We start from the raw sequence: 26525 nt of genomic DNA, 5'->3' as shown, positions 1-26525 counted from the left end.
GTTTAGATAGCCGAAAATTGAAAATAGAGGATGATTTTTTTAAAAACTCTGATTATATTTTTCTTTAACAAATCCTTAGTATTTAACACTCTTCATTAACATATTTTGCTGAAATTTTAGTAAACTTGGGCAATGAGATTTATATCCGAAAAATATGAAATTTAAAAATATTGTACTGGGGTTGATAATTGGTGCATCCTCAGTTGTTTATGCACAAGATAAACAGATTACCCAGGAGGAGATCTGGGATGGAACCTTTAGACAGGAACGTTTACAATCTCTCCAATCTCTCGATAATGGTAAGGAATATGTGGTTTTAAATCGCGGAAATGGGACTGCCAGCATAGATGTCTATGCTTATAAAAGCGGCGAAAAAACCCATAGCCTTGTTTCCACGAATAATCTAGATGAGATTGATTCTTTCCAGGGTTTTGAATTAAGCGATGATGAAAGTAAAATATTGCTTTCTACTGAGGTGGAACAAATCTATAGAAGGTCTTCGCGCGGAGTTTACTATATCTACGACACTGCCGATGGCAGTCTCATAAAACTTTCTGATAAAAAAGTTCAGGAGCCCACCTTCTCCCCCGATGCTTCGAAGGTAGCTTACGTTTTTGAGAACGACATTTATATTTTCGACATCAGATCAGGAGAAGAAACCAGAGTTACTTCTGATGGGGAAAAGAACAAGATTATTAACGGAGTTACTGATTGGGTTTACGAAGAGGAATTTGCTTTTGTAAGAGCCTTTGAATGGAATAAAAACGGAAAAAGGATCGCCTTTTTAAGGTTCGATGAAGAAGATGTACCTGAGTTCTCCATGGATATGTTTGGAGAAAATCTTTACCCAAGACAGGAGGTATTTAAATATCCAAAAGCAGGGGAAGCAAATTCTGAAGTGAGCTTGCATTTGTATGAGCTGGCTACCGAAAAAACAGAAGATGTTGAATTAGGGGAGTATCAGGATTTTTATATTCCGCGAATAAAATGGACCCAGGATTCTGAAATTTTAAGCGTGCAGGTGTTGAACAGGCACCAGAATGAACTTGACCTGATTTTTGTTGATGCTGAAGATAATGAAGCAGAAGTGATTATGACTGAAACTGATGAAGCCTATATCGACATCACTGATAACCTAACCTTCCTGGAAGATAACGACTTTATCTGGACCAGTGAGAACGACGGCTGGAACCATATTTACCTTTATGATGAAGATGGCGAACTTGAAAATCAAGTGACCTCAGGAAACTGGGAAGTCACCAACTATTATGGCTATGATAAAAAGTCTAATAGAATTTTCTACCAGAGCACCGAAAACGGAAGTGTTAATCGAGATGTTTACTCTATTAAGCCTAATGGAAAAGGCAAAACCCGTTTAACCGACAAAACCGGGATGAATAGTGCCGATTTCAGTGCCGATTTCACCTATTTCATCAATTCCTTTACCAATACGGAAACTCCGTATGAGTTCACGCTACACAATGCTAAAAACGGGAAGCTGGTAAGGAAGATCAAGGATAATTCGGCCTTACGGGAAAAAGAAGAAGCTTATAATTTTTCCCCAAAAGAATTGAGTACTATAGAGGTTAACGGCAACGAACTCAATATGTGGATGATCAAACCATCAGATTTTGATGCTGATAAGGAATATCCATTATTAATGTTCCAATATTCAGGGCCGGGCTCACAATCGGTTTCAAATTCTTACTTCGGGACTAATGATTACTGGTATCAGCTACTTGCAGATAAGGGCTATATCATAGCGACCGTAGATGGAAGAGGAACTGGTCTTAAAGGAGCTGCCTTCAAAAAAGTAACTCAAAATGAACTGGGTAAATACGAAGTAGAAGACCAGATAGAAGCGGCCAGAGTTTTAGGCGACAGAGAATACATCGATGAAGATCGAATAGGGATCTGGGGCTGGAGCTACGGTGGTTTTATGTCTTCAAACGCTATTTTGAAGGGTAATGATGTGTTTTCACTGGCTATCGCGGTTGCTCCGGTTACAAGCTGGAGGTTTTACGATACAATTTACACTGAAAGATATATGACTACCCCACAGGAGAATCCATCTGGATATGATGAGAACTCTCCAATTAATCATGTGGAAAAACTTAAAGGTGATTATTTATTGATCCATGGGGGAGGAGATGACAATGTGCATCTACAAAATACCATGCGTATGGTAGAAGCTCTTATTCAGGCAAACAAACAATTTGAATGGGCCATCTATCCCGATAAAAACCACGGAATATATGGCGGAAATACAAGACGTCACCTTTACACTAAAATGACCAATTTTATCACTGAAAATCTTTAAACCAAATCTAAGTTAATGGCAACGACAACAACACCAGCGCCCCAAAAGGAACTTTTTGGGCATCCAATGGGACTTTATATTTTGTTTTTTACTGAAATGTGGGAGCGTTTTTCCTATTATGGAATGCGAGCTATCCTGGTTTTATACCTGGTAAGTGCAACTACCGATGGAAATGCAGGCCTCGGCTGGACCCAGGGAGAGGCACTTGCTCTTTACGGGTGGTATACTATGCTTGTTTATATCGTATCTATCCCCGGTGGTATAATTGCCGATAAACTCCTCGGACAGAAAAAAACCGTCCTCTGGGGTGGAATAATCCTGGTGGCAGGGCACACCATCCTTGCCGTGGAAGAAATGTGGGCGTTTTATACTGGTTTAGGGCTAATTATTGCCGGTGTAGGTATGTTGAAACCAAATATTTCTACTATGGTAGGAGGACTCTACAAACCTGGTGATATAAGGAGAGATAAAGGATTTACCATTTTTTATATCGGAATTAACCTGGGAGCATTTCTTTCGAGTTTAATCGTGGGGTATGTTGGAGAGCAGGTTGGCTGGCATTGGGGCTTCGGTCTTGCCGGAATCGCGATGGCTTTTGGTTTAATAGTTTATCTTTGGGGTCAGAAATACCTGGTTAACGTAGGTAACCTTTTATCACAAGCTGAAAGAGATGAAGGAGCTTCCCTTACCGGACTTTTTTCAGATCTTGCCAAGTCGCCACTTCAGTTGGTTATTACCGCCATACTAATGATCGTTTCCTTATATGTCCTGATCTTCGAATCCTGGGCTTATGGTTTGCTTTTTATCTTCCTAACTCTGGTTACTGCGATGATGCTTATGGTATATAAAGATCTTACCACGCAGGTTATGAAAGATCGCTACGTAGTAATGCTCTTATCGTTTATTTTGGTAATTGTATTCTGGGGTGCCTTTGAACAGGCCGGGGGTCTTATGAATATATATGCTTTAGAAAAAACCAATAGAGCTCTTCCATTTACCCTTCCCGGTATTGGGAATGAAGTTCCGGCATCCTGGTTCCAGTCATTAAATGCTTTATTTATAATCACTTTTGGAGTGTTGGTGGCTAATTTCTGGGCGAAACGAAAAATAAAGAATAAAGAAGCCTCTTCAATCTTTAAAATGGCAATAGGGGTTATTATAATGGGCTTAGGATTTGTTTTTATGGCTGCGGCTTCTGTGCAGTTTGAAGCGAATGGGTCTTCCGCAATGTACTGGTTAGTGCTTGCATATCTTTTCCATACAATTGGAGAGCTTAGTAGCTCCCCTGTTGCATTATCTTTCATTACCAAACTGGCACCTATGAAATATGCTTCCTTAATGATGGGGGTTTATTTTGCCGCAACTGGCCTCGGAAATAAAGTGGCAGGTATTCTGGGAGAATTTGCTGCTGAAGCAGGGGATTTGGCAATCTTTTCAGGGATTACCATATTTACGGTAAGCTTTGCGGTAATTGTGCTAATTATGCTTAAACCGCTAAAACGTCTAACTCATGGAGTTGAAGATGAAGAGCACGAGATGCTTGAGCATGAGAATTATGAAATTGCCGACTCCGAGAAGAAGTATTAAGTTAAATGACTTTATTTTAAGAAAAGCGTTCCTTAAATTTGAGGAACGTTTTTTGTTAGGATAGCGTTATAATTCGACTAAGGCCTAAAATATTTTATTTATGCATAAGATTTCAACGCTAATTTTATTGTTTTTTGCCACAGGCTTCCTTCAGGCCCAGGAGATTAACTGGATGACTATGAATGAAGCCCTGGAAGCTCAGAAAAAGGAACCTAAAAAGATATTTATGGATGCTTACACCACCTGGTGTGGCCCCTGTAAGATGCTTGATAGAAATACTTTTTCCAATAAAGATGTGGTTGCATATGTAAATGAGAACTTTTATGCGGTAAAGTTTAACGCCGAAGGGAATGAAGTAGTCAATTTCCCTGATAAGAAATTTACCAATCCTAATTTTGACCCCAATAAAAAAGGTCGAAATACAACTCATCAATTCACCGCAGCCCTTGGAGTAAGAGGTTATCCAACACTGGTGTTCTTTGATGAAGATGCGAATTTAATAGCGCCAATAACCGGTTATCGAACTCCGCAACAATTGGAGATTTATTTGAAATTATTCGGTACCGATGATTATAAAAAAATGACAACAAAAAAAGCTTTTGCTGAGTATCAGGAAAGCTTTGAAGGCACTTTTTAATTAAAGTTTAAGTGTTAGTTGATATAGAGCCTTTGGTTCTGTAGAAATGCGGAAAGCTCCCTTTTCACCCGTGTGGTGGAAAGGGACTTTTTGTTTTCGGCAGGTTTCTTTCCAACGCGCTACAAAACTATTGTAATTACTGCCATCTGCAATTACCTGAGCGGGCTTGATTAAATTTAAAACACGCTCCAGATTAATCTTTGGAGACTGGGTAATTAAAAGGAGTTCGGGTTTTAAACCCGGGATGTCATAGATCGCGCTGCTATCTATTATCAGAAGGTTTTTGTCTCTAAACCTCAGGACATTTTTAATGGTATCGCTTTCTATTTTAGTGATATTTTTTCCGGTTCTATAATCGCTTATAATTCTTTGTGTAGAAGCCAGACTATCCGGATTATGATAGACTTGCAAATTTCTGTTTTGATAAAGGCCTATTAAATTATTCCTGCTTTTATGAAAAATCACAGCTTCTTCAGAAAATTGGTTTTGCTTTTCATAAATATTGCTTAGCTGAAAACTGATTACTGCCAGAAGTAGGAAAACCGTCGTTTTGTAGGTTTTTTGAATCAGCAGAAAAAACAAGCCTAGAATTATTAAATATGCCGTAATACTTTGAAGCATAGAAAAAGAGATTTCTTTAAAGAGAAAATCTTCCTGCCCGGCCACCCAACCTACAAACTGATTCATATAACTTATCAGTTGACCATAGCTTTCGGCTAATTGCTCAGGTAAGGCATTTAGCAGGCTCAACAGGATCACTAAAATTCCTAAGCCCAGGATAATCCCCAGGGCCGGAAGAATTATCAGGTTGGATAAAAAAAATAGGGTAGGAAATTGATGAAAATAGAAAAGGCTAAGGGGTAGAACGCCGAGTTGTGCTGCTGCACTTACAGTCAGTAATCCCCACATATATCGCAAAACCCTGAATTTTGGTCTTACCAACCCATAGAAATATGGTTGAAAAGCCACAATACTGAAAACGGCGAGATAGCTTAGCTGAAAGCCCACCTGAAAAATGAAATAAGGCTTAAGGAGTAGCAACACAAAAAGCGAAACAAACAGGCTGTTCATCACACTGGTTTTTCGTTTTAATTGCATCCCTATGGCTACAAAGGAAAACATGCTTACAGCTCTAACTACCGATGGTGATAGCCCCGCAAGAAGCGCGAATCCCCACATTAATAGAAGTAACAGGATGGTTTTTATTAGCCTTCCCTGCGTTAAGTTTTCCAATGGTTTAAGCATGAGATTGAGAAAGAGAAGAATGATCCCCACGTGTAAACCTGAAACAGCAAGTATATGTAGGGCTCCGGCTGCAGCGTATTGATCGTAGATCTTCCTTGAAATATCTCTGCGTTGCCCCAGGAGCAAAGCCTGGATAATGCTCAATTCTTCTTCAGAGAAACTGGCAGCCTGAAGCTTTGTTATTATCCGTTCTCTTAAATTTTCAGCGAAACTTATGGGGGATGAGGTCTGTCCAATTTTCAGGATTTCTTTGGGATTAATTCGGAGCTGTTTCAGCACCGCCTGTTTCTCCATATAATTTTTATAATCAAACTGGTATGGATTAAGTGGAGAATTGATTTCAACTGGACGGTAGGGGAGCAGGAGTATATCTCCTATCTGGAATTCTGTTGAGTCCTTTTCTGTGCTGAGCAGAAGCTTCCCTTCTGTTATTCTTGTTCCCTGGTTTTCGTTCTTTAAGGTTTCAGCTTCGATTATGTAACGCTGATTATAGGAGGCTGGTTTTAATTTTTCTATGATCCGGGCCTGAAGCAAGGTCTTTTCTGAATTTTCCGGAGCATTAATGTAATGAAGCGAACGATTTTTGGGGTTGTGGAGACTGGTCGTTAAAAACCCCAGGAAAAAAATAAATAGGAACACCAGAATTCCGAAGAAAGCATCTGGGAAGATTTGCTTTCTGGCACGATAAAAAGCCAAAATAAAAACCGGAACAAGCAGGCTCACTATCCCAAAAAGGACCTGTAGCGAAATATCCAGGTAAAACCCAGCTATTATTCCCGGGACAAAGCTTAGGCTTAGTTTTATAAATGTGAAATTCAGAAATCGCATCGCTTAATTTAAATAGCGATTTGGGGAATAGACTAAGGAAGATATGAAAAATTTATAAAATCCGGCGTGCCATCACAAAATTGGTCTTCCAGTAATTGTTCTCCAGAGACGAAATAATCACTCCCCGGGAGGTAGAAGAATGAATAAACAGGATCTCATCTGCAACTTCTACCACCAGACCAACATGGTTAATGACCTTTCTTTTTTTGTTGGTTTCAAAGAATAGCAAGTCCCCCGGTGAGACCTCTTTAAGATATAGTCTCTGGCCTTTAAGGGAAAGATCGCGTGAGGTTCGGGGCAGCGGGATATCTTCTTTGAGAAATGAAGTGTAGATCAATCCGGAACAATCCATGCCTTTTTTGGTGGTTCCGCCGTATTTGTACCGGGTACCTTCAAACTCTAAGGCGTGGGAGATAATATTTTGTACCTGTTTGTTTGCAGGTTCTATGCGGGTGGCACTTTCGGTTTTTGTAGTTATCACTTTGGAGCGGGAAGCACCACAGGAGGTAAGTAGTACTCCAGAAAAAATAATTAGCAAAAAATTTAACCGAAACTGCATATCAGCTTTATTTAATCGTATCAAAAATTAGTTGAGCGGTCTTTTTGCTGGCGCCTTTGCCACCTAATTTTTGTTCCAGCAGGTAATAGTCTTCGAACATCTTTTTTCTATGTTCATCCTCCAGAATTTTAGTGAGTTCTCTCTTCAAGGAGGCCTTGTTGAAATTTCGCTGAATCAGTTCGGTTACTACTTCGCGTTTCATAATTAAGTTCACCAGAGAAATAAATTCCAAATTTACGATCTGTTTAGCGATATGGTAAGAGATAAAACTTCCTTTGTAACATACGACTTCGGGAACCTTAAAAAGTGCTGTTTCCAAGGTTGCTGTACCAGATGTTACTAACGCAGCATGAGATAGACTTAGTATCTCATAGGTTTTATTCATTACCAGGGTAACCTGGTTTTTCTTTAAAAATGGCCGGTAAAAATCTTCCTCCTGGCTTGGTGCCCCGGCGATAATAAACTGATAATCCGGAAAATCATTTGTGATGCTCAACATGATTTCCAGCATTTTGGTTATCTCTTGTTTTCGGCTTCCGGGAAGAATTGCGATAATTGGTTTACTACTTAAATTATGCTGTTTTCTGAAATTAGAGGCATCTACAAGTTTTTGGCTGGAAATTGCATCAATTAATGGGTGCCCTACAAAGTGAACCGGAAAATTATGTTTTTCTTCATAAAATTCTTTTTCGAAGGGAAGAATAACATACATCTTGTCGATATCCCTTTTTATTGCCTTAATGCGATTTTCTTTCCAAGCCCATATCTGCGGTGAGATATAATAGTGGGTTTTAAAACCCTGGGCCTTCGCCCATTTTGCAATGCGCATATTAAAGCCCGGATAATCTACAAAGATGATCACATCTGGCCGGTATTTACTAATGTCGTCTTTGCAGAAACTTATATTGCGAAGTATTGTTCTTAGATTTCCAATGACTTCAGCAAAACCCATGAATGCCAGCTCCCGGTAATGCATCACCAATTCTCCTCCTTGCTGCTGCATAAGATCGCCGCCCCAGAATCGGAATTCGGCATTGGGATCTGTTTCCTTCAGAGCTTTCATTAGGTTTGAGGCGTGGAGGTCGCCTGAAGCTTCGCCGGCAATGAGATAATATTTCATTTAAAATATTTTTGAGAATGCAATGGCCACGGCCGCTACAATAGTGGCGAGTAAAACACCCCTGGCGTGATAATGCTGTTTCTTTTTTAGGAAAACAAAAAATGGCAGGAAATTGAGTATGGCTCCCAAGGCGATGATTTTACCAATATAATCGTTGATTATAGCATCTTCTATAGTTTGGTCTATTCCATAAGCTGAAAAAATAAGAATATAAAGAAGAATACCTCCAATATTGAAAGCCAGTCCCACAAGAAAGCCTATAAAAATATCCTGCTTAATCATTGAGTTCCCAGTTATTAAGATCGTCCATGACATGGTGTGCAGTAAGGTCGAATTGAACCGGGACTACCGAAACAAATCCATTGGCAAGAGCCCACTCATCAGTGTCTTCGCCTTTATCCTTATTAACAAATTTTCCGGTTAGCCAGTAATAGTCGCGTCCCTGTGGATTAGTTCTTTTATCAAATTCTTCCTCCCAATGAGCATTGGCCTGGCGACACACTTTGATGCCTTTAATTTCGGAAGATTGGAGCTTAGGTAAATTCACATTCAGGACAACGCCTTTTGGTAGCCCGTGTTTTAGAACTTTGCGTGTAATGGCTTTGACAAACTTTTTTGAAGGCTCGAAATCGGCGGTTAGTGAATAATCCAATAAGGAAAAACCTATTGCCGGAATTCCTTCAATCCCCGCTTCTACCGCAGCGCTCATGGTTCCTGAATAAATAACATTTATCGAGGAGTTTGACCCATGGTTTATCCCACTAACACAAAGATCGGGTTTGCGGTGCAGAATTTCCTGAGTTGCAATTTTGACACAGTCGGCAGGAGTTCCTGAACAACTAAATTCTTTATGTTTATAGTTTTCCTTAATGGTAACGGGTTCACAGAATAAGGTGTCGCTAATGGTTATGGCGTGACCCATTCCGCTTTGGGGACTATCCGGAGCAACAACAATAACTTCTCCGAGTTCTTTCATAACCTCGATTAAGGCCCGGATTCCTGGAGCAGTAATTCCGTCGTCATTGGTCACCAGAATCAATGGTTTTTCTTTATCCATGCATTTTAAAATTATTACGGCTAAAATAGTAATTTCCTAAGGAAAGCCTATCTTAGTAGTTTAACAAATTATTAGTGTTGAGGCCGTGTCTTGGCACAATTTTTAATGTATTTTGGTAAGCCATTATGATGAAATTTATGCGATTTATGAAAAGGAACCCTAAAATTCTTGTAGTACTGCTTTTAATGGCAGTAGCTTCCTGTAGTTTTACTACCAAAAGTTTTGATGATCCCAATAAAGATAAAGTACTAATAGACCTGATAACCTATGTGCTTAATCAGGGACATTATGACGCTAAAGATGTTAACGACGAATTCTCAAAAGGAGTTTATAAAGACTACCTTAGGAACCTGGATGGTTCTAAGCGCTTTTTCTATGCAAGCGATATTGAAGAATTCGGCGAATATGAAGAATTAATCGATGACCATATCAAGGCCAAGGATATCAGCTTTTTTGACCTTACCTACCAGCGCTTGATGCAGCGTTCAGATGAGTCGCGCGAAATTTATAAGGAAATTCTGTCTTCTCCTTTTGATTTCGAAAAGGATGAAGAACTCAATACAAGTTTTGAAGATCTGGAATATGTTGATTCCAAAAAGGAAATGATAGAAAGATGGAGAAAACAACTTAAGTTTTCTACGCTTATCACTTTTCACGATAAAAAAGAAGAAGAAAAGCAGAAAAAGGAAGAAGATCCAGATTACACTATAAAATCTGATGAAGAACTAGAAAAAGAAGCGCGGGAAGTGACCCTTACTTCGCTAGAGGAGTACTTCGATTTTACCGACGACCTTGAACGTAAAGATTATTTTTCAGTATATATCAATGCGATCGTAGAGGAGTTTGATCCTCATACATTTTATTTTGCCCCGCAGGATAAGGATAGATTCGATATGGCAATGTCGGGTAAACTGGAAGGAATTGGGGCAAGACTTCAGAAAAAAAGTGACAATATTACCATTATGGAAGTGATCTCTGGTGGGCCAGCCTGGAGAAGTGACGAATTGAGCGAAGGCGACGTAATCCTGAAAGTAAAGCAGGAAGATGAAGATGAAGCGGTGAGCATTGTGGGAATGCGCCTGGATGATGCTGTTAAACTTATAAAAGGCCCAAAAGATTCTAAAGTTACTTTAACCGTTAGAAAAAAATTAATGGGAACCATAGAGAATATAACCCTAACCCGGGATGTAGTAGAGATTGAAGAAACATACGCCAAAACCTCTATGGTTGAAAAAGATGGGAAGAATTTTGGGGTGATAAATCTTCCGAAATTCTATTTCGATATGGAAAATTATGCCGAAAGGAATGCTGCTTCAGATATTGAAAAGGATATTGTTCGCCTTAAAAAAGAAGGTATGGACGGCCTTGTGCTGGATTTGAGAAATAACGGCGGAGGTTCCCTTAAAACCGTGGTAGATATTGCCGGATTGTTTATTGAAAAGGGGCCAATTGTTCAGGTTAAATCAAGTGGACAGAAAAAGGAAATTTTAAAGGATAAAGATCCGTCTGTTTTATGGGATGGCCCTCTTGTGATTCTTGTGAACGAACTTTCGGCTTCGGCCTCAGAGATATTAGCTGCAGCTATGCAGGATTATAAGAGAGCAGTTATCATAGGTAGTAAACAAACTTACGGGAAAGGTACCGTACAAAACGTGATAGACCTGAACCGTTGGTTAAGAAACAATGAGTACGGTGATTTAGGAGCTCTTAAATTGACTACTCAAAAATTCTATAGAGTTGATGGAGGTTCCACTCAGTTGGAAGGAGTAAAAAGTGATGTCGTGGTTCCAGATCGTTACAGCTTTGTAGATATTGGGGAAAAGGATATGGAAAACCCATTACCCTGGGATAAGATTGATGCCGCCGATTATGAGATTTGGGATGGTTATGTAAATTTTGAGGAAACCATTGAAGGAAGCAAACAAAGAATGAATGAGAACCAACAGTTAAAACTCATCGAGGAGAATGCCAGGTGGATAAAAACTCAAAGCGATAATAATGTTCATTCTCTTAATTTTACGGAATACAGCAAAAATGCCGAGGAGAACAAGCGAGTAGCCAAACGTTTCGATTCATTAAAAGAATATGCGACAGATCTTACGTATACCTCGCTGCCTTATGAAAAAGAACTTTTTGTAAGTGACACTATCTTAAAAGAGAAAAGAGACAGATGGCATACCAACCTAAGCAAAGACATCTATATTGAGGAGGCTCTGAATGTGCTTTCTGAGCTTAAGGTTAATAATATTAAAGTGGCCAGAATTAATAATTAATGGCGATAAAAAAATAAATGCCCCGGGAATTCCCGGGGCATTTTTGATTTTTAAGTATGATAAAACGTAAATATATCTATCCGGTTATAATTCTGTTGGTTGCGGCATTGTTGCTTCTGGCAGAACGTTGTAATTAAATATATGAAATTCTTTCGGCATCCAGTTTGATGAAAATAAACAGTAAAATGGTAAATGCCCAGAGGCCGGAGCCACCATAACTAAAAAAGGGTAGGGGTATTCCTACGGTTGGGAATATACCTATGACCATTCCTATGTTAACCAAGAAGTGCATAAAGATAATGCCTATAACGCTGTAGCCATATACCCTGCTAAATTGGGAGCGTTGCCTCTCGGCCAGATAGAGTAACCTAACCAAAAGCAATACGAATAGAAATATTACAAAACTGCTCCCCAGGAACCCCCATTCTTCTCCTACGGTGCTAAAGATATAATCGGTATGTTGTTCTGGTACAAAATGACCTTTGGTTTGAGTGCCTTCTGTCCAGCCTTTTCCAAACCAGCCTCCACTACCTATCGCAATCTCACTTTGGTTGGTGTTGTAACCTATTCCGCGGGAATCAACCTCCTTTCCCAACACAATATTGAAACGATCCCGGTGATGCTGTTTAAATACATTTTCAAACACATAATTAACCGAAAGGGAAAAGCCTATGGCAACCGTCATCAGGAATAAATATTTGAGAATATTAGGTCTCCTTTTGCGATTTCTTAAAAACATGAGTCCCCCAATGGCCAGGATCCCGCCTATAACCCAGGGGATGCCGAAGGCCAGGGTGGCCACAAAAAGAATGGCAGCGAAAAAGCCCAGTAGTAAGTAAGCAAAATGTAAGCCCTCCCGATAAAGAGGAAAGATGAATGCAAAATAAACCATCGCACTTCCTGCATCGGGTTGCATCATAACCAGTAACACCGGTAGACTTATAATGACAAAAACTTTCAGCTGATGTTCAAATTCCTTTAAATTAACCTGAATGCCACTTACGTATTTAGCTACCGCCAGAGCTGTGGCTGCTTTAGCAAATTCGGCGGGTTGAAGGCTAACGGGGCCCATGACGTACCAGGCGGTTTGGCCTGCAATGGTTTTTCCAAATACAAATAAGCCGGCAAGACTTAAGAGACTAATTATATAAATTACACTGGAAAAACGCTGATAGAATTTGGGTTCAATAGAAAGTACGATAATCAGAATAAAGAAACTAAGTACAATCCATAAGCCCTGCCTACCGTAAACCTGGTTAAGGTCTAGAAGATTACCGGTATTAACACCCAGGGAAGCAGAATATATGTTGGCCCAGCCAAAACCAACCAGGAGTAAAAAAATCAAAATTGTAGTCCAGTCGTAACCTGTTATACTTTTGGCCATTTATTGGTTAATTGTAAAGGGTTCGCCACTTAAGGGTTTGGCATATTCATCTTCAAGACTGTTTTCAAGGATCCACTTTTCCATATCGGTGCGGGTAATCTCTCCTTTAATATATTTCTCTACCATTAAACTGGCAATACGTCCAGCGTAACGACTCCCCCAATAGCCGTTTTCTACAAAAACAGCGAGAGCTATTTTGGGATTATCTACCGGAGCAAAAGCTACAAAAATTGAATGGTCGGTGAGCTGTACTCTTTTTCCATCTATTTTTGTGAAATTTTCTGCAGTCCCGGTCTTCCCGGCAATTTCAATCCCAGGAACCTGAAGGCTTCTTGCAGTTCCGTTTATATAAACCTGATGCATCCCTTCTACAACCGGTTCAAAATGCCGCGGCTCTATGGTTGTATGATTTTTCACCGTAAATTTATCCTCTTTTATAGGCTCGCCTTCAATTTCTTTTAAAATATGCGGAGTATAATACCAGCCACGGTTAGCAATGGTAGCAGTCATATTCGCTAATTGAATAGGCGTCATAAGTACTTCCCCCTGGCCAATAGCATTAGATAAGGTAGCTGTAGAATACCATTTATAGGTAGGGTAGTTGTATATCTTGTTGTAATAATCAGAATCGGGGACTTTGCCTGGCCGACCGGTACTCAGGTCATTACCCATAAATTGTCCAAGGCCAAAACTGCTTAAATGATTTTTCCAGGCGTCAATTCCTTCCTGAGGGCTCGGGTACTTTTCTATTATCCTGCGGTAAACATTAGCGAAATAAGAATTACAGGAGGTCGAAATGCCCGGAATCATATCCACAGGACTGCTGTGGGCGTGACAACCCATTCTCCGACCTCTTCCGTAGGAATAGCCATTATTGCAATAAAATTCATCTTCAGTGCTAACTACATCTTCCTGCAAGGCAATTAAGGCATTGAGGGTTTTAAAGGGAGAGCCGGGTGGATATTCAGCTAAAAGCCCTCGATCGTATAAGGGCCGGGCTATGGAATCGTAATAAAGCCTGGTATAATTTGGAGATCTTTTTCTACCCACCAGCAGGGAAGGATCGTAACTTGGAGCTGTTACCAGGGCAAGTATTTCTCCGGTAGCGGGTTCGAGAGCGACTATTCCGCCTCGCTTGTTTTGCATTAGTTTTTCGCCATATTCCTGTAATTTGGAATCGATAGTGATATTTATATCCTTACCTTTTTCAGGCAGGGTATCGAAAATCCCATCCTTATAAGGGCCGATATCTCTGTTAAACCGATCTTTTTGAATGTATTTTACTCCTTTTACACCTCGTAGTAATTCCTCATATACGCTTTCCACCCCGCTACGCCCAATGAGGTCACCAGATATATAATAAGGATTATCCTTTATGATCTGTTTGTTAACCTGGGCGATATAGCCCAGTACATTCGCACTATGATCTACCTGGTAATCTCGCAAAGAACGCTTCTGAATATAGAACCCTTCATATTTGCGCATTTTTTCCTGCAAAAAGGCATATTCACTTTTTGTGAGTTGAGGGATTATAACTGAAGGTAGGAGCGGAGAATAGATCTTGGCCTTATCCAGTTTTTTTCCGAGTTCATCCGGAGTGATATTCAGTATTTTTGAGAATTCGAGAGTGTCGAAAGGTTTCAGGTTTCGTGGAATCACCATGACATCATAGGAGGGCTGGTTTGACACCATAAGCTCTCCGTTTCGGTCATAAATGTAACCGCGTTGCGGGTAATCATAATTTATTTCTATAGCATTATCCTGAGACCTAAGTGCAAGGGAGGTGTCAATTACCTGTAGATAGAACACCCGGGCCAGAAAAATCAGGCCGGTTGTTAGAATTATTATGTAGAGAAGTAACTTTCTCATCTATATTTTTTGCTGAAAAGGCTTAGGCTTAAGATCACCAGAATCACGGTGAATATACTTGAAAATAACGTTTTTTTCAAGACCAGTATTATATGACTTAGGCTAAACATTTCCAAAGAAAATAAGATGAAATGGTGAATAAGAACTATTAATAAAATATAACTCAATCTCGCCCCAAAAGGAGTAGCCGAAAGTTTGATATTCTGGTGGTCATAACTCACCCCAAATGAAAATCTTAATAGGTTTGGACGCACAAAAGCCGCGATTAAACAGGCGGCAGCATGTATGCCACCGCTATCTTCGAAAATATCAATACTAAGTCCAAGTAGAAATGCGAGAATTAGAAAGAAACTCTGGTTAGCGTTAAAAGGATACAAGAGAATAAAAAGCACATACAAATATGGATTAATATATCCCAAAAAATTAATATTATTCAGGATCAGGACCTGCAATAAGATCAAACCGATGAACCGGGCGGTATTTGAAAGTATACTATTATTCATCTTGGGTTTCTAATGATAATATTAAATCCCGGTCTACATTTTCAATTACGTACACAAAGCCAATATTGGTCATATCGTTAAACAAGCGCACATTGATTTCATAATAGCTTCCACTTTCATCCATTTCATAATCCTCAATACTGCCAATGGGTAGGCCTTCGGGGAAGATAAGCGATCGTCCCCCGGTGGTTATAGTATCTCCCTGCTTTACCGGAGCCTGTCTGGGTACATCGATAAGCTGAACGAGATTAGGATCCCGGCCATTCCAAACCAGGCTTCCAAAATGATTGGTTTTACTGAGTTGTGCATTAATTCTGGATTCGGTATGCAAAATAGAAATCACTCTGGAAAACCTACTGTTAACCCGATCTACAATGCCTATAACCCCTTTGCTGGTCACCACCCCAAATTCAGGTTTAATTCCGTTTTCTTCGCCCTGGTTGATGGTGAGATAATTATCTGCCTTGGCGTAATTATTATTGATAACCCGGGCAGCTCTAAAATAATAAGTACCGTCAAATGAGGTGCTGTCACGGTAATTTTCGATTGAAATAGTATCGTTAAGATTGGTGAGGATATTTCGCAACTCCTTATTCTCCTGGAGTAAACGTTCATTATATTCTTCCAGATAAAGATAATCCTTGATATCACTGGTCCAGGAATAGACTCCGCCGGTTACCGCATTGGCTGAACTTATAAACCTGCTTTTATGAAAAGAATGAGTTTGGATCGTAAAAAACACAGATAATGCCAGCAGGAATAAGAACAAAATATTATTCTTATTGCGGATAAGAAAATTAAAAATTTGCTGCATAAGCTATCTTCTCCTACTTAATCAAAATTCCCTTATATCGGTTCAAAGTTTTTAGGGTTATTCCGGTTCCTCTTACTACGGCTCTAAGTGGGTCTTCGGCAATGTAAACAGGTAGATCTGTTTTTTGAGATAAACGTTTGTCCAGTCCTCTTAACATCGAGCCACCACCTGCGAGATAAATACCGGTGTTGTAAATGTCGGCGGCAAGTTCAGGCGGAGTTTGGGATAGAGTTTCCATTACCGCATCCTCGATACGAAGAATAGATTTATCCAAAGCCTTGGCAATTTCCCGGTAGGAAATATTAACCTGCTTTGGTTTTCCAGTAAGCAGGTCACGTCCCTGAACACTCATTTCTTCCGGCGGAACTTCCAGATCTTCAGTGGCAGCACCTATCTGGATTTTGATCTTTTCAGCAGTTCTTTCACCTACATACAGGTTATGCTGGGTTCGCATATAATAAACAATATCGTTGGTGAAAACATCTCCCGCTATCTTGATTGACTTATCACAAACAATTCCGCCAAGGGCGATAACCGCGATCTCGGTGGTACCTCCACCTATGTCAACGATCATATTTCCTTTTGGCTGCATAATATCTACGCCAATCCCAATGGCTGCTGCCATAGGTTCGTGAATAAGATAAACCTCTTTCCCATTTACACGTTCGGCGCTTTCTTTTACCGCCCTCATCTCAACTTCGGTAATTCCTGAAGGAATACAGATCACCATCCTTAAAGCCGGAGTGAACATTTTTTTCTTCAATGCCGGAATCTCTTTGATGAACATCGTGAGCATTTTCTCACTGGCATCAAAATCGGCGATTACCCCATCTTTTAAGGGACGAATGGTTTTTATGTTTTCGTGGGTTTTTCCCTGCATCATGGCAGCTTCTTTCCCTACCGCGGTTATTTTTCCTGAAGTCCGGTCGCGGGCTACTATTGAAGGACTATCTACAACAACTTTGTCGTTGTGAATAATCAAAGTATTTGCGGTTCCTAAGTCTATCGCTATTTCTTCAATGAGAAAGTCAAAAAATCCCATAGTATGTTAAGTGTTGAGGTTTGGTAAATGTAATAAAATTAATGTTTAAAATGGCGTGTTCCCGTAATCATCATAGCAATATCATTTTCGTTACAATAGTCGATGCTTAGCTGATCTTTTATAGATCCTCCCGGCTGAATTACCGCTGTAATTCCGGCATTTCCGGCAATTTCAACACAGTCTGGAAATGGGAAAAATGCATCGCTGGCCATCACAGCTCCATTTAGATCAAAGTTAAAAGAACGGGCCTTGTCAATACTCTGATTCAGGGCATCTACACGCGAAGTTTGGCCGGTTCCGCTGGCGCAAAGTTGTTTGTTTTTTGCCAATACAATGGTATTCGATTTGGTATGCTTGCAAATTTTGGAAGCAAATAACAAATCAGATAACTCAGCATCGGTGGGTTTATTGTTGGTGGCCTGCTTTAAATCTTCAAGAGCATCGGTTTTTGAGTCTTTATCCTGAACCAAAACTCCATTTAGACAGGTTCTAACCTGTTTTTTAGGAAGTTCTATGTCTTTTTGAACCAGAAGAATTCTGTTTTTCTTTCCTTTCAGAATTCCTTCAGCTTCCGCAGAAAAAGAAGGAGCGATCACAACTTCACAGAAAAGTTTATGAATCTCTTCCGCAGTAGCCTTATCGATCTCTTTATTGCTGATTAAAATTCCGCCGAAAGCAGAAACAGGATCTCCCGCCAGCGCATCGGTATAAGCCTGAAGCAAAGTATCTCTTTGGGCAAGGCCACAAGCATTATTGTGTTTTAAAATAGCAAAAGTTGGTGCTTCTCCTTTGAATTCGTTCATAAGATTTACCGCGGCATCAACGTCCAGCAGATTGTTGTAGGATAATTCTTTCCCGTGTATCTTATTGAAGATCGCATCAAAATCTCCATAGAAAAATCCTTGCTGGTGTGGGTTCTCCCCATAGCGAAGTTCCTGGCCGTTTTGGATACTTTCTTTGTATACTTTAATTTCATTTTCAGCATTAAAATAATTGAAAATGGCAGTGTCATAATGCGAAGAAATATTGAAAGCCTTAGCAGCGAAATTTTTGCGATCTGCAAGACTGGTTTCCCCGTTCTTTTCAAGGAGTAAATTTTCAAAACCCTTATAATCCTCCACGGAAGAAACACAAAGCACGTCTTTAAAATTTTTAGCCGCGGCACGAATTAGCGAAATCCCGCCAATATCGATCTTTTCAATAATATCTTCTTCTGAAGCGCCGGATGCAACTGTTTTTTCAAAAGGGTAAAGATCTACAACCACAATGTCTATCTGCGGAATTTCATATTCAGCAAGTTCCTTCACATCACTCTCGGTATCCTGACGGTTAAGGATTCCTCCAAAAACCTTTGGGTGCAGGGTTTTAACCCGTCCACCAAGGATAGAAGGGTAGGAAGTGACATCTTCTACAGGAATAACTTCTATTCCCAGGTCTTTGATGAATTTCTCCGTACCACCGGTAGAATAAATAGTGATACCCAGTTCATTGAGTTTTTTGGCGATAGGAGCCAGGCCATCTTTACTGAATACAGAAATTAAAGCAGATTTTGCTTGTTTTAAGTCGCTCATTGTGTTGTGTTTGATGAAGTGGCAAAAGTAAGTATTTAAGTAGCAAACATAAAAGCGAATGAATTTATTTATCACTAAAAATGTAACGAATTTTCAACACCGGCGTCTTATCTTGTGATTCCTTTAAATACGGCAGTTAACTGTATGTTTATATATCTTAGACTTTTAAAAGAGAGCTTCACATTTGCGGTAAACGCACTTCGAAACAATAAGCTGCGTACCTTTCTTTCTTTATTGGGGGTTACCATTGGTATTTTCTCTATAATCGCCGTGCTTGCTGCTGTAGATTCTTTGGAAAAAGAAATTAAAGGCAGTTTGAGCGCCCTGGATAACAGCACCATTATTTTAATGCGCTTTTCATTTGGTCCCACCGATATTCCGCAATGGAAGCGACAACAATTCCCTGATGTTTCTTACGATGAATATCAACATTTAAAAAGAAATTTAGCCGATCTCGAAGCCATAAGTTACGTGATTGGTGTACCATCAGAACCTATTAAGTTCCAGGATGTAACCAGCGAAAATGTTGATGTAGGTGCGGTAACCAGTGAATATTACGATATCGAGGCTTTTGAGTTAGACCTGGGACGGTTTTTTAACGAATCGGAGTCGGTAAGTGGCTCCCCTGTCATTGTTCTGGGCCATGAAATTGCAAATAATCTCTTCGGAAATTCAAATCCGCTGGGAAAGGAGGTAAGGCTTTATGGCCGAAAACTTCAAGTGATTGGAGTTTTAGAAAAACAGGGCGCCTCTCTCTTCGGAAATTCCCGGGACGGACAGGCCTTTGTGCCCGTTAATATGGTGCGCAGAATTTTTGGGGATAACAATAAAGGGGTTTTCCCGCAAATAATTCTAAAACCTGAAGATGGGGTAGATAACGCTGAATTTGTAGCGATGGTAGAACAACAACTCAGAAATTATCGCGCGATCAAGCCCGGGGAAACCAATACTTTTTTTATTAATCAATTACAGGGTTTTGCCGATTTTATAGATAATATAACCGGGCAGATGAATATCATTGGCCTAATCATTAGTGGTTTTTCGCTCCTGGTAGGTGGATTTGGGATCGCCAATATTATGTTTGTAAGTGTTAAGGAGCGAACCAACCTTATCGGAATTCAGAAATCCCTGGGTGCTAAAAATAAATTCATCCTCTTCCAATTCCTGTTCGAAGCGGTTATTTTATCAGTAATCGGGGGATTGATAGGGCTGTTCCTGGTGTGGGTGGTTTCAATAATCGCCTCTCAATTTACCGGCGATTTTGAATTCGTGTTATCACTCTGGAACTTAATGCTGGGTACTATAGTTGCTGCTGTAATTGGGCTGATTTCAGGAATTATTCCGGCGATCTCTGCTTCTAAATTAGATCCTGTTGAAGCGATTAGAACGGGAATGTAATTTGTAAATAAAAGCTTAGAAGTAAGAGCTCCGGCCTTTACTTCTAACTTCATTTTCTAACTTAAAACCTCGGCTACTTTCTCATTAACCCATTCCAAAAATCTTTCATCTTCAATATTGAAAGGATCTTCAGTGTTCGAATCGATATCGATCTGGCCTATATTTTCCCCATTTAAGAAAAGAGGAACTACGATCTCTGCTCTCACATTAATACTACAAGCGATGTAATTGGTTTGGGTTTTAACGTCGGGCACAACGAAATTCTCATTGGAAACAGCTACCTGTCCGCAAATGCCTTTTCCGAAAGGGATAATAGTATGGTCGGTGGGCTCCCCTGCAAAAGCCCGTAGCTTTAATTCTTCTTTGTCGCCGTTTTTGAAATAAAAACCTACCCAGTCGTAATAAGGGATATTTTCTTTTAACAAGTCACATACCTGCTCCAAACGATGATCTACAGAAAGTTCTTCGTTAGATAAAATATTTTCTACTGCGGGTTTTAGTTTCTGAAATGGCATAACATTGTATTTTAGTGCAAAAGTATTTAAAAATTTGCGCAGGCTGGCTGGCTTATTTGTATAAATTTGTTAAAAAGCCTCTTATCAGTCTTGCTTAAACTATTAGTAAAATACAAATCGGTAATTCGGTTTATACTCATTTTTCTGGGGAGCTATTTTGTTTTAAGCCTTTTCTACAACTGGTACCTGGATCTTTTTAGATCGGAAGTTTATTACCCCGACTATGTTACACATATGGTAGCCCGGCAAACCGAAATGCTTATAAACAGTTTTGGGTATGCCGCCCAGATAGAACCGCACCAGTATCACCTTTCTATGAAGTTGATGATCAACGACCAATACCTCGCTCAAATCGTAGAAGGATGTAACGCGATGAGTATCATGGTGCTTTTTGTGGCCTTTATCCTGGCTTTCTTCGGAAGACTCAAAACTACCCTGGCCTTTCTCCTTGCTGGTTTGGTTATAATTTATGCGATGAATATCATTCGAATCGCCATCCTATCTATCGGAATCTATGAATATCCTCAACATACAGAGTTTCTGCATAGCATTATTTTTCCGCTCATCATATACGGAACAGTTTTCTTACTTTGGATCCTTTGGGTCTATATTTATTCTAAAAATCAAGCCCGATGAGACCAATTTACCGCATACTCATAATTGGAGTGTTGGTTGTACTTCTGGCGCTGGTACGGGTTTTTGAAGAACATCTTTTTTACGATCCTATAAATGAGTTTTATCGCAGTGGATTATATATGCTCGATCAGTTACCTCAATATAAATTACCGGAATTGCTGCTTAATCTCAGCTTTAGGTTTTGGTTGAATTCTATAATTTCACTACTAATACTCTTTACAGCTTTCCTGGATAAGAATATTGTGAAATTTGCAGCAATTTTATTCCTCGCTTTTTTCGTGGTGGGTGTTGCAGCTTACGCGTATTTACTGCTGAACCTGGACCGCGGGCACGTCATGAGTCTGTTTTATGTGAGACGATTTCTTATTCATCCGGTTTTCATCCTAATTCTGCTCCCTGCTTTTTTCTATCATCAGCTTCAGAAAAGAACAAAACCATAATTTTAAAATTATTTTCGATAATCCTGAAATTCCTTAGATTTAAAGGTGCATATCTTTGAAAATGCCTTTATATCAAAAAAATAACTATTTTTGTGGTTGATGAAAAAAGCTTTTCAAAATAGCGGTTCTGTTTTATTAGCCCTGTTGGTGATGTTTTCTACATTCTCCTTCACGGTAGATAAGCATTTTTGTGGAAGCTTTTTAGTAGATAAAGCTATCTTTTCCGAAGCTGAAACCTGTGGAATGGAAATGGAGAATTCTGTAGATAACTGCTGCACCAACGAGAAAGTGGTGGTAGACGGGCAGGATGAACTCAAACATACCTTTGAATCCCTTGATTTTGAACAGCAGCTTTTTATTGCAAGCTTTAGCTTTTCTTATTTAAACCTTTTTGAAACCCTACCCAGGGAAGTTGTTCCATTTAAAGATTATTCCCCTCCCTTGATTGTCAGCGATATTCAGCTGGAAGATCAGGTATTCCTTATTTGATTATTGAATTTTAGATACTTACCGGTTCATCTTTGAATCCGGCAATAGCCTCGTTTATATCTGGCTTTTTAATTTATTCTAAAATTTGATAATTGAAATATTATGCTGAACAAAGGCATTAAATTCTTAATAGAAAATAAACTCGTAGCGGTTATTTTACTCGTCCTTTTTGTGGGGTGGGGTGTCGTAAATGCGCCATTTAACTGGGACACCGGCTTTTTGCCTTCAGATCCCGTGGCTGTAGATGCGATTCCCGATATTGGTGAAAACCAGCAAATTGTATTTACAAAATGGCCGGGGCGATCGCCTCAGGATATTGAAGATCAGATCACTTACCCCTTAACTACTTCCCTGCTAGGAATTCCCGGGGTGAAAACCATTCGGAGTTCTTCTATGTTCGGTTTTTCCAGTATCTATATCATATTTGAAGAGGATGTAGAATTTTACTGGAGCCGAAGTAGAATTCTGGAAAAGCTCAATTCACTTCCCTCTAATTTGTTGCCAGATGGCGTTAGCCCTGCGCTGGGGCCAGATGCCACCGGCCTGGGTCAGATCTTCTGGTATACGCTGGAAGGCCGCGATAAAGATGGAAACGTTACCGGTGGATGGGATTTACACGAGCTAAGAAGTATACAGGATTACTACGTGAAATATGCTCTTTCTGGAGCGAGTGGGGTTTCTGAAGTAGCTTCAATTGGCGGCTATGTTCAGGAATATCAAATAGATGTTAATCCAGAGCTCATGCGCCAGTACGGGATTGGACTTCAGGAAGTGGTTGTAGCTGTAAAAGAAAGTAATCGCGATATAGGCGCACAAACCCTGGAGATCAATAATGCCGAATACCTTGTTCGTGGTTTAGGTTACGTGAAATCTGTGGAAGATATTGAAAATGCGGTGGTTACTTCTGAAGATTATACTTCAGTAAGCATAAAAGATATTGCGAAGGTTTCCTTAGGTCCAGCCCAAAGAAGAGGTATTCTCGATAAGGAAGGGGCTGAGGTTGTCGGCGGAGTTGTGGTAGCCCGTTATGGCGCGAATCCGCTGGAAGTGATCAACAATGTTAAGGAGCAAATAGATGAGATTAGTCGTGGTTTACCTTCTAAAACGCTTAAGGATGGAACCGTTTCCCAGGTTACCATCGTGCCTTTTTATGATCGTACTGAACTGATAAAGGAAACCCTGGACACCTTAAACGAGGCCTTAACTATGGAAATCCTTATCACGATCTTAGTGATTATTGTAATGGTGTTCAATTTACGGGCTTCGGTACTTATTTCGGGCTTGTTGCCGGTCGCGGTTTTAATGGTTTTCATCTCGATGAAACTATTTAATGTGCCGGCTAATATTGTGGCTTTATCTGGTATCGCTATTGCTATTGGGACTATGGTCGATGTTGGCGTTATTTTATCTGAAAATATTCTCCGGCATCTTGATGAACGCAGTACCGATGAACATGGAAATAAGCTTTCTATTAATAATGTTGTTTATAATGCCACTTCAGAAGTTTCCGGAGCGATTTTAACTGCAGTGCTTACCACTATTATTAGTTTTATCCCTGTCTTTACTATGATAGGAGCCGAAGGGAAATTATTTAGACCTCTTGCTTTTACCAAAACCATGGCGCTGGTGGCTTCTTTAATTGTGGCTTTATTTATAATTCCGCCTTTTGCTGCAACTTTCTTTAAGAAAAGAACCGCAAAAGCCAGCGTTGGATATGTAATTAATGCGATTCTAGTCATAGCGGGACTCACTGCGATGGTCTTTGGTTATTTTACCGGGATCATTTTAGTAGCTTTTGGCGTAACGGGCATTTTGATACTTCAGAAAAAGATCACACCGAAAAGGGCAAATCTTATCAATATTGTAATCTCAGCTTTCGCCATTGTCTTTCTGTTGGCCGAATACTGGAGACCGCTTGGTTTTGACCGTAGCATTTTTATGAACCTTATTTTTGTTGGTCTTATCGCTTTTGGTTTGCTAGGCATTTTTACCGTTTTCAGAAGAAACTATACCCGAATTTTGACCTGGGCGCTAGCCAATAAAATCCTTTTTCTATCGATTCCCACGGTAATAGTGATTTTCGGTTTCTTAATCATGAAAAATACGGGCAAGGAATTTATGCCTTCTCTAAATGAAGGCTCCTTTCTATTGATGCCAACTTCTATGCCGCATGCCGGCGTGGAAGAAAATAAGCGAGTTCTGCAACAATTGGATATGGCTGTAGCCAGTATTCCTGAAATTGAAACCGTGGTAGGAAAAGCTGGTAGAACAGAATCTGCACTGGATCCGGCGCCACTTTCTATGTATGAAAATATTATTCAGTATAAATCGGAATATATGCGGAATGCGGATGGAGAGCGCCAAAGATATAAGGTAAATGAAGATGGTTTATTTGTGTTGAAAAATGGCAAGCTGGCACTAAATCCCAATTCTGATATTGACGAAGATGTCAATTATAAAGAAGCTAAACTGGTCACTGATCCTCTTAGTCTGAAACACGAGCAATTGCTGCCCGATGATGATGGGGAATATTTCCGAAACTGGCGCCCCGGAATAGAATCACCCGATGATATCTGGAACGAAATCGTACAGGTTACCAAATTACCCGGAGTTACTTCGGCGCCAAAACTTCAACCTATAGAAACCCGCCTGGTTATGCTCCAAACCGGGATGCGCGCACCAATGGGAATAAAAGTGAAAGGGGATAACCTGCAACAAATTGAGGCTTTCGGTATGAAACTGGAGGAAATCCTTAAAGAAGCTGAAGGCGTAAAAGATGAAGCTGTTTTCGCCGATAGAATCGTGGGGAAACCTTATTTATTGATCGATATTAAACGCGATCGCCTTGCCAGATACGGCGTGTCTATTGAAGATGTTCAGGAAATTCTGGAAGTTGCGGTGGGCGGAATGCAAATAACACAGACTGTAGAAGGCCGAGAGCGATACGGAGTTAGAGTACGTTATCCACGAGAATTAAGAGCTAACCCCGAAGATATTAAAGGTATTTATGTTCCTGTAGAAGCAGGAAGTCCTATACCATTAAGCGAATTGGTAAATATAAGATATGAAAAGGGGCCACAAGTAATTAAAAGTGAGGACACCTTTTTAATTGGATACGTGTTGTTCGATAAGCTAGATGGTTATGCAGAAGTAGATGTGGTAGAAATTGCCCAGGCAACTATTCAGGAGAAGATAGATTCGGGGGAATTGGTAGTTCCACAGGGTATCAACTACCGTTTTACTGGAACTTATGAAAATCAGCTAAGGGCAGAAAAAACCCTTTCTGTTGTAGTGCCTTTATCCTTGATTATCATTTTTCTGATCCTCTATTTTCAGTTTAAATCTGTTTCGACTTCCTTAATGGTGTTTACGGGAATTGCAGTTGCTTTTGCCGGCGGTTTCCTCATGATCTGGTTTTATGGCCAGGATTGGTTTATGAATTTTAACTTTTTTGGAGAGAACCTTCGTGACTTGTTCCAAATGCATACCATAAATCTGAGTGTAGCGGTTTGGGTAGGTTTTATTGCCCTTTTTGGAATTGCGACCGATGATGGAGTGGTGATGGCCACTTATCTTACCCAAACTTTCGATAAATATCTACCTGAAACTAAAGACCAGGTAAGAGCATCTGTAATAGAAGCTGGTGAAAAACGGATAAGACCTTGTTTAATGACCACGGCTACAACGATCCTTGCTTTACTACCAATTTTAACTTCAACCGGGCGGGGTAGCGATATTATGATCCCAATGGCTATCCCGAGTTTTGGTGGAATGCTTATCGCATTGATCACGCTTTTCGTGGTGCCGGTACTGTTTAGTTGGAGGAAGGAAAGTCAGTTAAAAGTGAAAAACTAAAAGTGAAAAACTAAAAATTTACAATTATGGCTAAAAGTATTTTAAGAGATAAAAGCTATTCGTTTGCTCTTTTGGTTATTCAGAGATATAAAATAATTATTAATGAGAAGAAGGAGTTTGTGATAAGTAAACAAATTCTAAGAAGTGGAACAGCAATCGGTGCGCTTATTCGTGAAGCAGAATTTGCAGAAAGTAAAAAAGACTTTATTCATAAAATGAGCATTGCTTTAAAAGAGGCAAACGAGACTATTTACTGGTTGGACTTATTGAAAGATTCAGAGTTTATTGAGCATTCAGTTCATAAGGACCTTCATGTTAACTGCAAGGAATTGGTAGCTATGCTAGTGAGTTCGATCAAAACTGCCAAATCTAAAATTTAGTAA

Annotated in this window: 22 protein-coding genes; 10 read left to right on the top strand and 12 right to left on the bottom strand. The window is 39.8% G+C overall.

What is annotated here, in order from left to right:
• The first annotated feature begins 154 nt into the window (after nucleotides 1-154).
• The 3 genes from BUW93_RS11470 to BUW93_RS11460 all read left to right on the top strand — a co-directional run bounded on the left by BUW93_RS11470 (nucleotide 155) and on the right by BUW93_RS11460 (nucleotide 4544).
• On the top strand, nucleotides 155-2320 hold the full coding sequence (locus tag BUW93_RS11470) for a S9 family peptidase (protein WP_081211836.1): 2166 nt from the start codon (nucleotides 155-157) through the stop codon (nucleotides 2318-2320).
• Between the two features lie 15 nt (nucleotides 2321-2335).
• Complete coding sequence (locus BUW93_RS11465; RefSeq protein ID WP_081211835.1) at nucleotides 2336-3907, top strand: peptide MFS transporter; 1572 nt, start codon at nucleotides 2336-2338, stop codon at nucleotides 3905-3907.
• Nucleotides 3908-4007: 100 nt separating this feature from the next.
• Nucleotides 4008-4544, top strand: a complete 537-nt coding sequence (locus BUW93_RS11460) for a thioredoxin family protein (RefSeq protein WP_081211834.1) — start codon at nucleotides 4008-4010, stop codon at nucleotides 4542-4544.
• Here the strand turns inward: BUW93_RS11460 and BUW93_RS11455 are convergent, their stop codons facing one another.
• From BUW93_RS11455 to surE, 5 genes are read right to left on the bottom strand one after another with little or no spacing between them, the layout of a single operon-like run.
• Nucleotides 4545-6617: a ComEC/Rec2 family competence protein gene (locus BUW93_RS11455; protein WP_081211833.1), complete on the bottom strand. Its 2073-nt coding sequence runs from the start codon at nucleotides 6615-6617 to the stop codon at nucleotides 4545-4547.
• Between the two features lie 52 nt (nucleotides 6618-6669).
• A complete protein-coding gene (locus BUW93_RS11450; protein ID WP_081211832.1) occupies nucleotides 6670-7176 on the bottom strand; it encodes a C40 family peptidase in 507 nt (168 codons plus the stop codon).
• Nucleotides 7177-7183: 7 nt separating this feature from the next.
• Nucleotides 7184-8296: a lipid-A-disaccharide synthase gene (gene lpxB / locus BUW93_RS11445; protein ID WP_081211831.1), complete on the bottom strand. Its 1113-nt coding sequence runs from the start codon at nucleotides 8294-8296 to the stop codon at nucleotides 7184-7186.
• Nucleotides 8297-8578 carry a hypothetical protein gene (locus BUW93_RS11440; protein ID WP_081211830.1) on the bottom strand — a complete coding sequence of 94 codons (282 nt, stop codon included), beginning with the start codon at nucleotides 8576-8578 and terminating at the stop codon, nucleotides 8297-8299.
• Nucleotides 8571-9353: a 5'/3'-nucleotidase SurE gene (gene surE, locus BUW93_RS11435; RefSeq protein ID WP_081211829.1), complete on the bottom strand. Its 783-nt coding sequence runs from the start codon at nucleotides 9351-9353 to the stop codon at nucleotides 8571-8573. The genes BUW93_RS11440 and surE overlap by 8 nt, the downstream gene beginning before the upstream one ends.
• Nucleotides 9354-9499: 146 nt before the next feature.
• Here surE and BUW93_RS11430 point away from each other — a divergent pair, with 146 nt between their 5' ends.
• Complete coding sequence (locus tag BUW93_RS11430) at nucleotides 9500-11626, top strand: carboxy terminal-processing peptidase (RefSeq protein WP_081211888.1); 2127 nt, start codon at nucleotides 9500-9502, stop codon at nucleotides 11624-11626.
• 133 nt (nucleotides 11627-11759) lie between these two features.
• On the opposite strand, the gene rodA is transcribed toward BUW93_RS11430, so the two are convergent.
• Genes rodA through purH form a run of 6 tightly spaced genes read right to left on the bottom strand, consistent with a single transcriptional unit; the run spans nucleotide 11760 to nucleotide 18809 of the window.
• Nucleotides 11760-13010 (bottom strand): rod shape-determining protein RodA, encoded by a 1251-nt coding sequence (gene rodA / locus BUW93_RS11425; RefSeq protein ID WP_081211828.1) that lies wholly within the window; start codon nucleotides 13008-13010, stop codon nucleotides 11760-11762.
• Entirely contained in the window at nucleotides 13011-14879 is a 1869-nt protein-coding gene (mrdA, locus tag BUW93_RS11420; RefSeq protein ID WP_081211827.1) for a penicillin-binding protein 2, read from the bottom strand. It lies immediately after the preceding gene.
• Nucleotides 14876-15382 (bottom strand): rod shape-determining protein MreD, encoded by a 507-nt coding sequence (mreD, locus tag BUW93_RS11415; RefSeq protein WP_081211826.1) that lies wholly within the window; start codon nucleotides 15380-15382, stop codon nucleotides 14876-14878. Before mreD ends, mrdA begins: the two co-directional genes overlap by 4 nt.
• Nucleotides 15375-16196 (bottom strand): rod shape-determining protein MreC, encoded by an 822-nt coding sequence (mreC, locus tag BUW93_RS11410; protein WP_081211825.1) that lies wholly within the window; start codon nucleotides 16194-16196, stop codon nucleotides 15375-15377. Before mreC ends, mreD begins: the two co-directional genes overlap by 8 nt.
• A gap of 13 nt (nucleotides 16197-16209) precedes the next feature.
• On the bottom strand, nucleotides 16210-17238 hold the full coding sequence (locus BUW93_RS11405; RefSeq protein WP_081211824.1) for a rod shape-determining protein: 1029 nt from the start codon (nucleotides 17236-17238) through the stop codon (nucleotides 16210-16212).
• A gap of 38 nt (nucleotides 17239-17276) precedes the next feature.
• Complete coding sequence (gene purH, locus BUW93_RS11400) at nucleotides 17277-18809, bottom strand: bifunctional phosphoribosylaminoimidazolecarboxamide formyltransferase/IMP cyclohydrolase (protein ID WP_081211823.1); 1533 nt, start codon at nucleotides 18807-18809, stop codon at nucleotides 17277-17279.
• A 144-nt stretch (nucleotides 18810-18953) separates the two neighbouring features.
• Here purH and BUW93_RS11395 point away from each other — a divergent pair, with 144 nt between their 5' ends.
• On the top strand, nucleotides 18954-20207 hold the full coding sequence (locus tag BUW93_RS11395) for an ABC transporter permease (RefSeq protein WP_081211822.1): 1254 nt from the start codon (nucleotides 18954-18956) through the stop codon (nucleotides 20205-20207).
• Between the two features lie 56 nt (nucleotides 20208-20263).
• Here BUW93_RS11395 and BUW93_RS11390 read toward each other — a convergent pair whose 3' ends face one another.
• Nucleotides 20264-20722 (bottom strand): GAF domain-containing protein, encoded by a 459-nt coding sequence (locus BUW93_RS11390; RefSeq protein ID WP_081211821.1) that lies wholly within the window; start codon nucleotides 20720-20722, stop codon nucleotides 20264-20266.
• Between the two features lie 90 nt (nucleotides 20723-20812).
• Here BUW93_RS11390 and xrtF point away from each other — a divergent pair, with 90 nt between their 5' ends.
• The 5 genes from xrtF (at nucleotide 20813) to BUW93_RS11365 (ending at nucleotide 26522) form a co-directional block, all read left to right on the top strand.
• The gene (xrtF, locus tag BUW93_RS11385; protein ID WP_081211820.1) at nucleotides 20813-21358 is read left to right on the top strand and encodes an exosortase family protein XrtF; all 546 of its coding nucleotides are present in this window, start codon (nucleotides 20813-20815) and stop codon (nucleotides 21356-21358) included.
• Complete coding sequence (locus tag BUW93_RS11380; RefSeq protein WP_081211819.1) at nucleotides 21355-21798, top strand: exosortase F system-associated membrane protein; 444 nt, start codon at nucleotides 21355-21357, stop codon at nucleotides 21796-21798. Before xrtF ends, BUW93_RS11380 begins: the two co-directional genes overlap by 4 nt.
• A 99-nt stretch (nucleotides 21799-21897) precedes the next feature.
• On the top strand, nucleotides 21898-22287 hold the full coding sequence (locus BUW93_RS11375) for an HYC_CC_PP family protein (RefSeq protein WP_081211818.1): 390 nt from the start codon (nucleotides 21898-21900) through the stop codon (nucleotides 22285-22287).
• 102 nt (nucleotides 22288-22389) lie between these two features.
• Nucleotides 22390-26142, top strand: coding sequence for an efflux RND transporter permease subunit (locus BUW93_RS11370; protein WP_081211817.1), 3753 nt, complete (start codon nucleotides 22390-22392; stop codon nucleotides 26140-26142).
• A 26-nt stretch (nucleotides 26143-26168) separates the two neighbouring features.
• Nucleotides 26169-26522, top strand: a complete 354-nt coding sequence (locus BUW93_RS11365; protein ID WP_081211816.1) for a four helix bundle protein — start codon at nucleotides 26169-26171, stop codon at nucleotides 26520-26522.
• The last annotated feature ends 3 nt before the right edge of the window (nucleotides 26523-26525 follow it).

It is taken from the genome of Salegentibacter sediminis, assembly GCF_002078605.1.
GTDB classification, from domain to species: domain Bacteria; phylum Bacteroidota; class Bacteroidia; order Flavobacteriales; family Flavobacteriaceae; genus Salegentibacter; species Salegentibacter sediminis.
The sequence above is the reverse complement of the archived record's forward strand: the minus strand, read 5'-3'. Positions and strand labels throughout refer to the sequence as shown.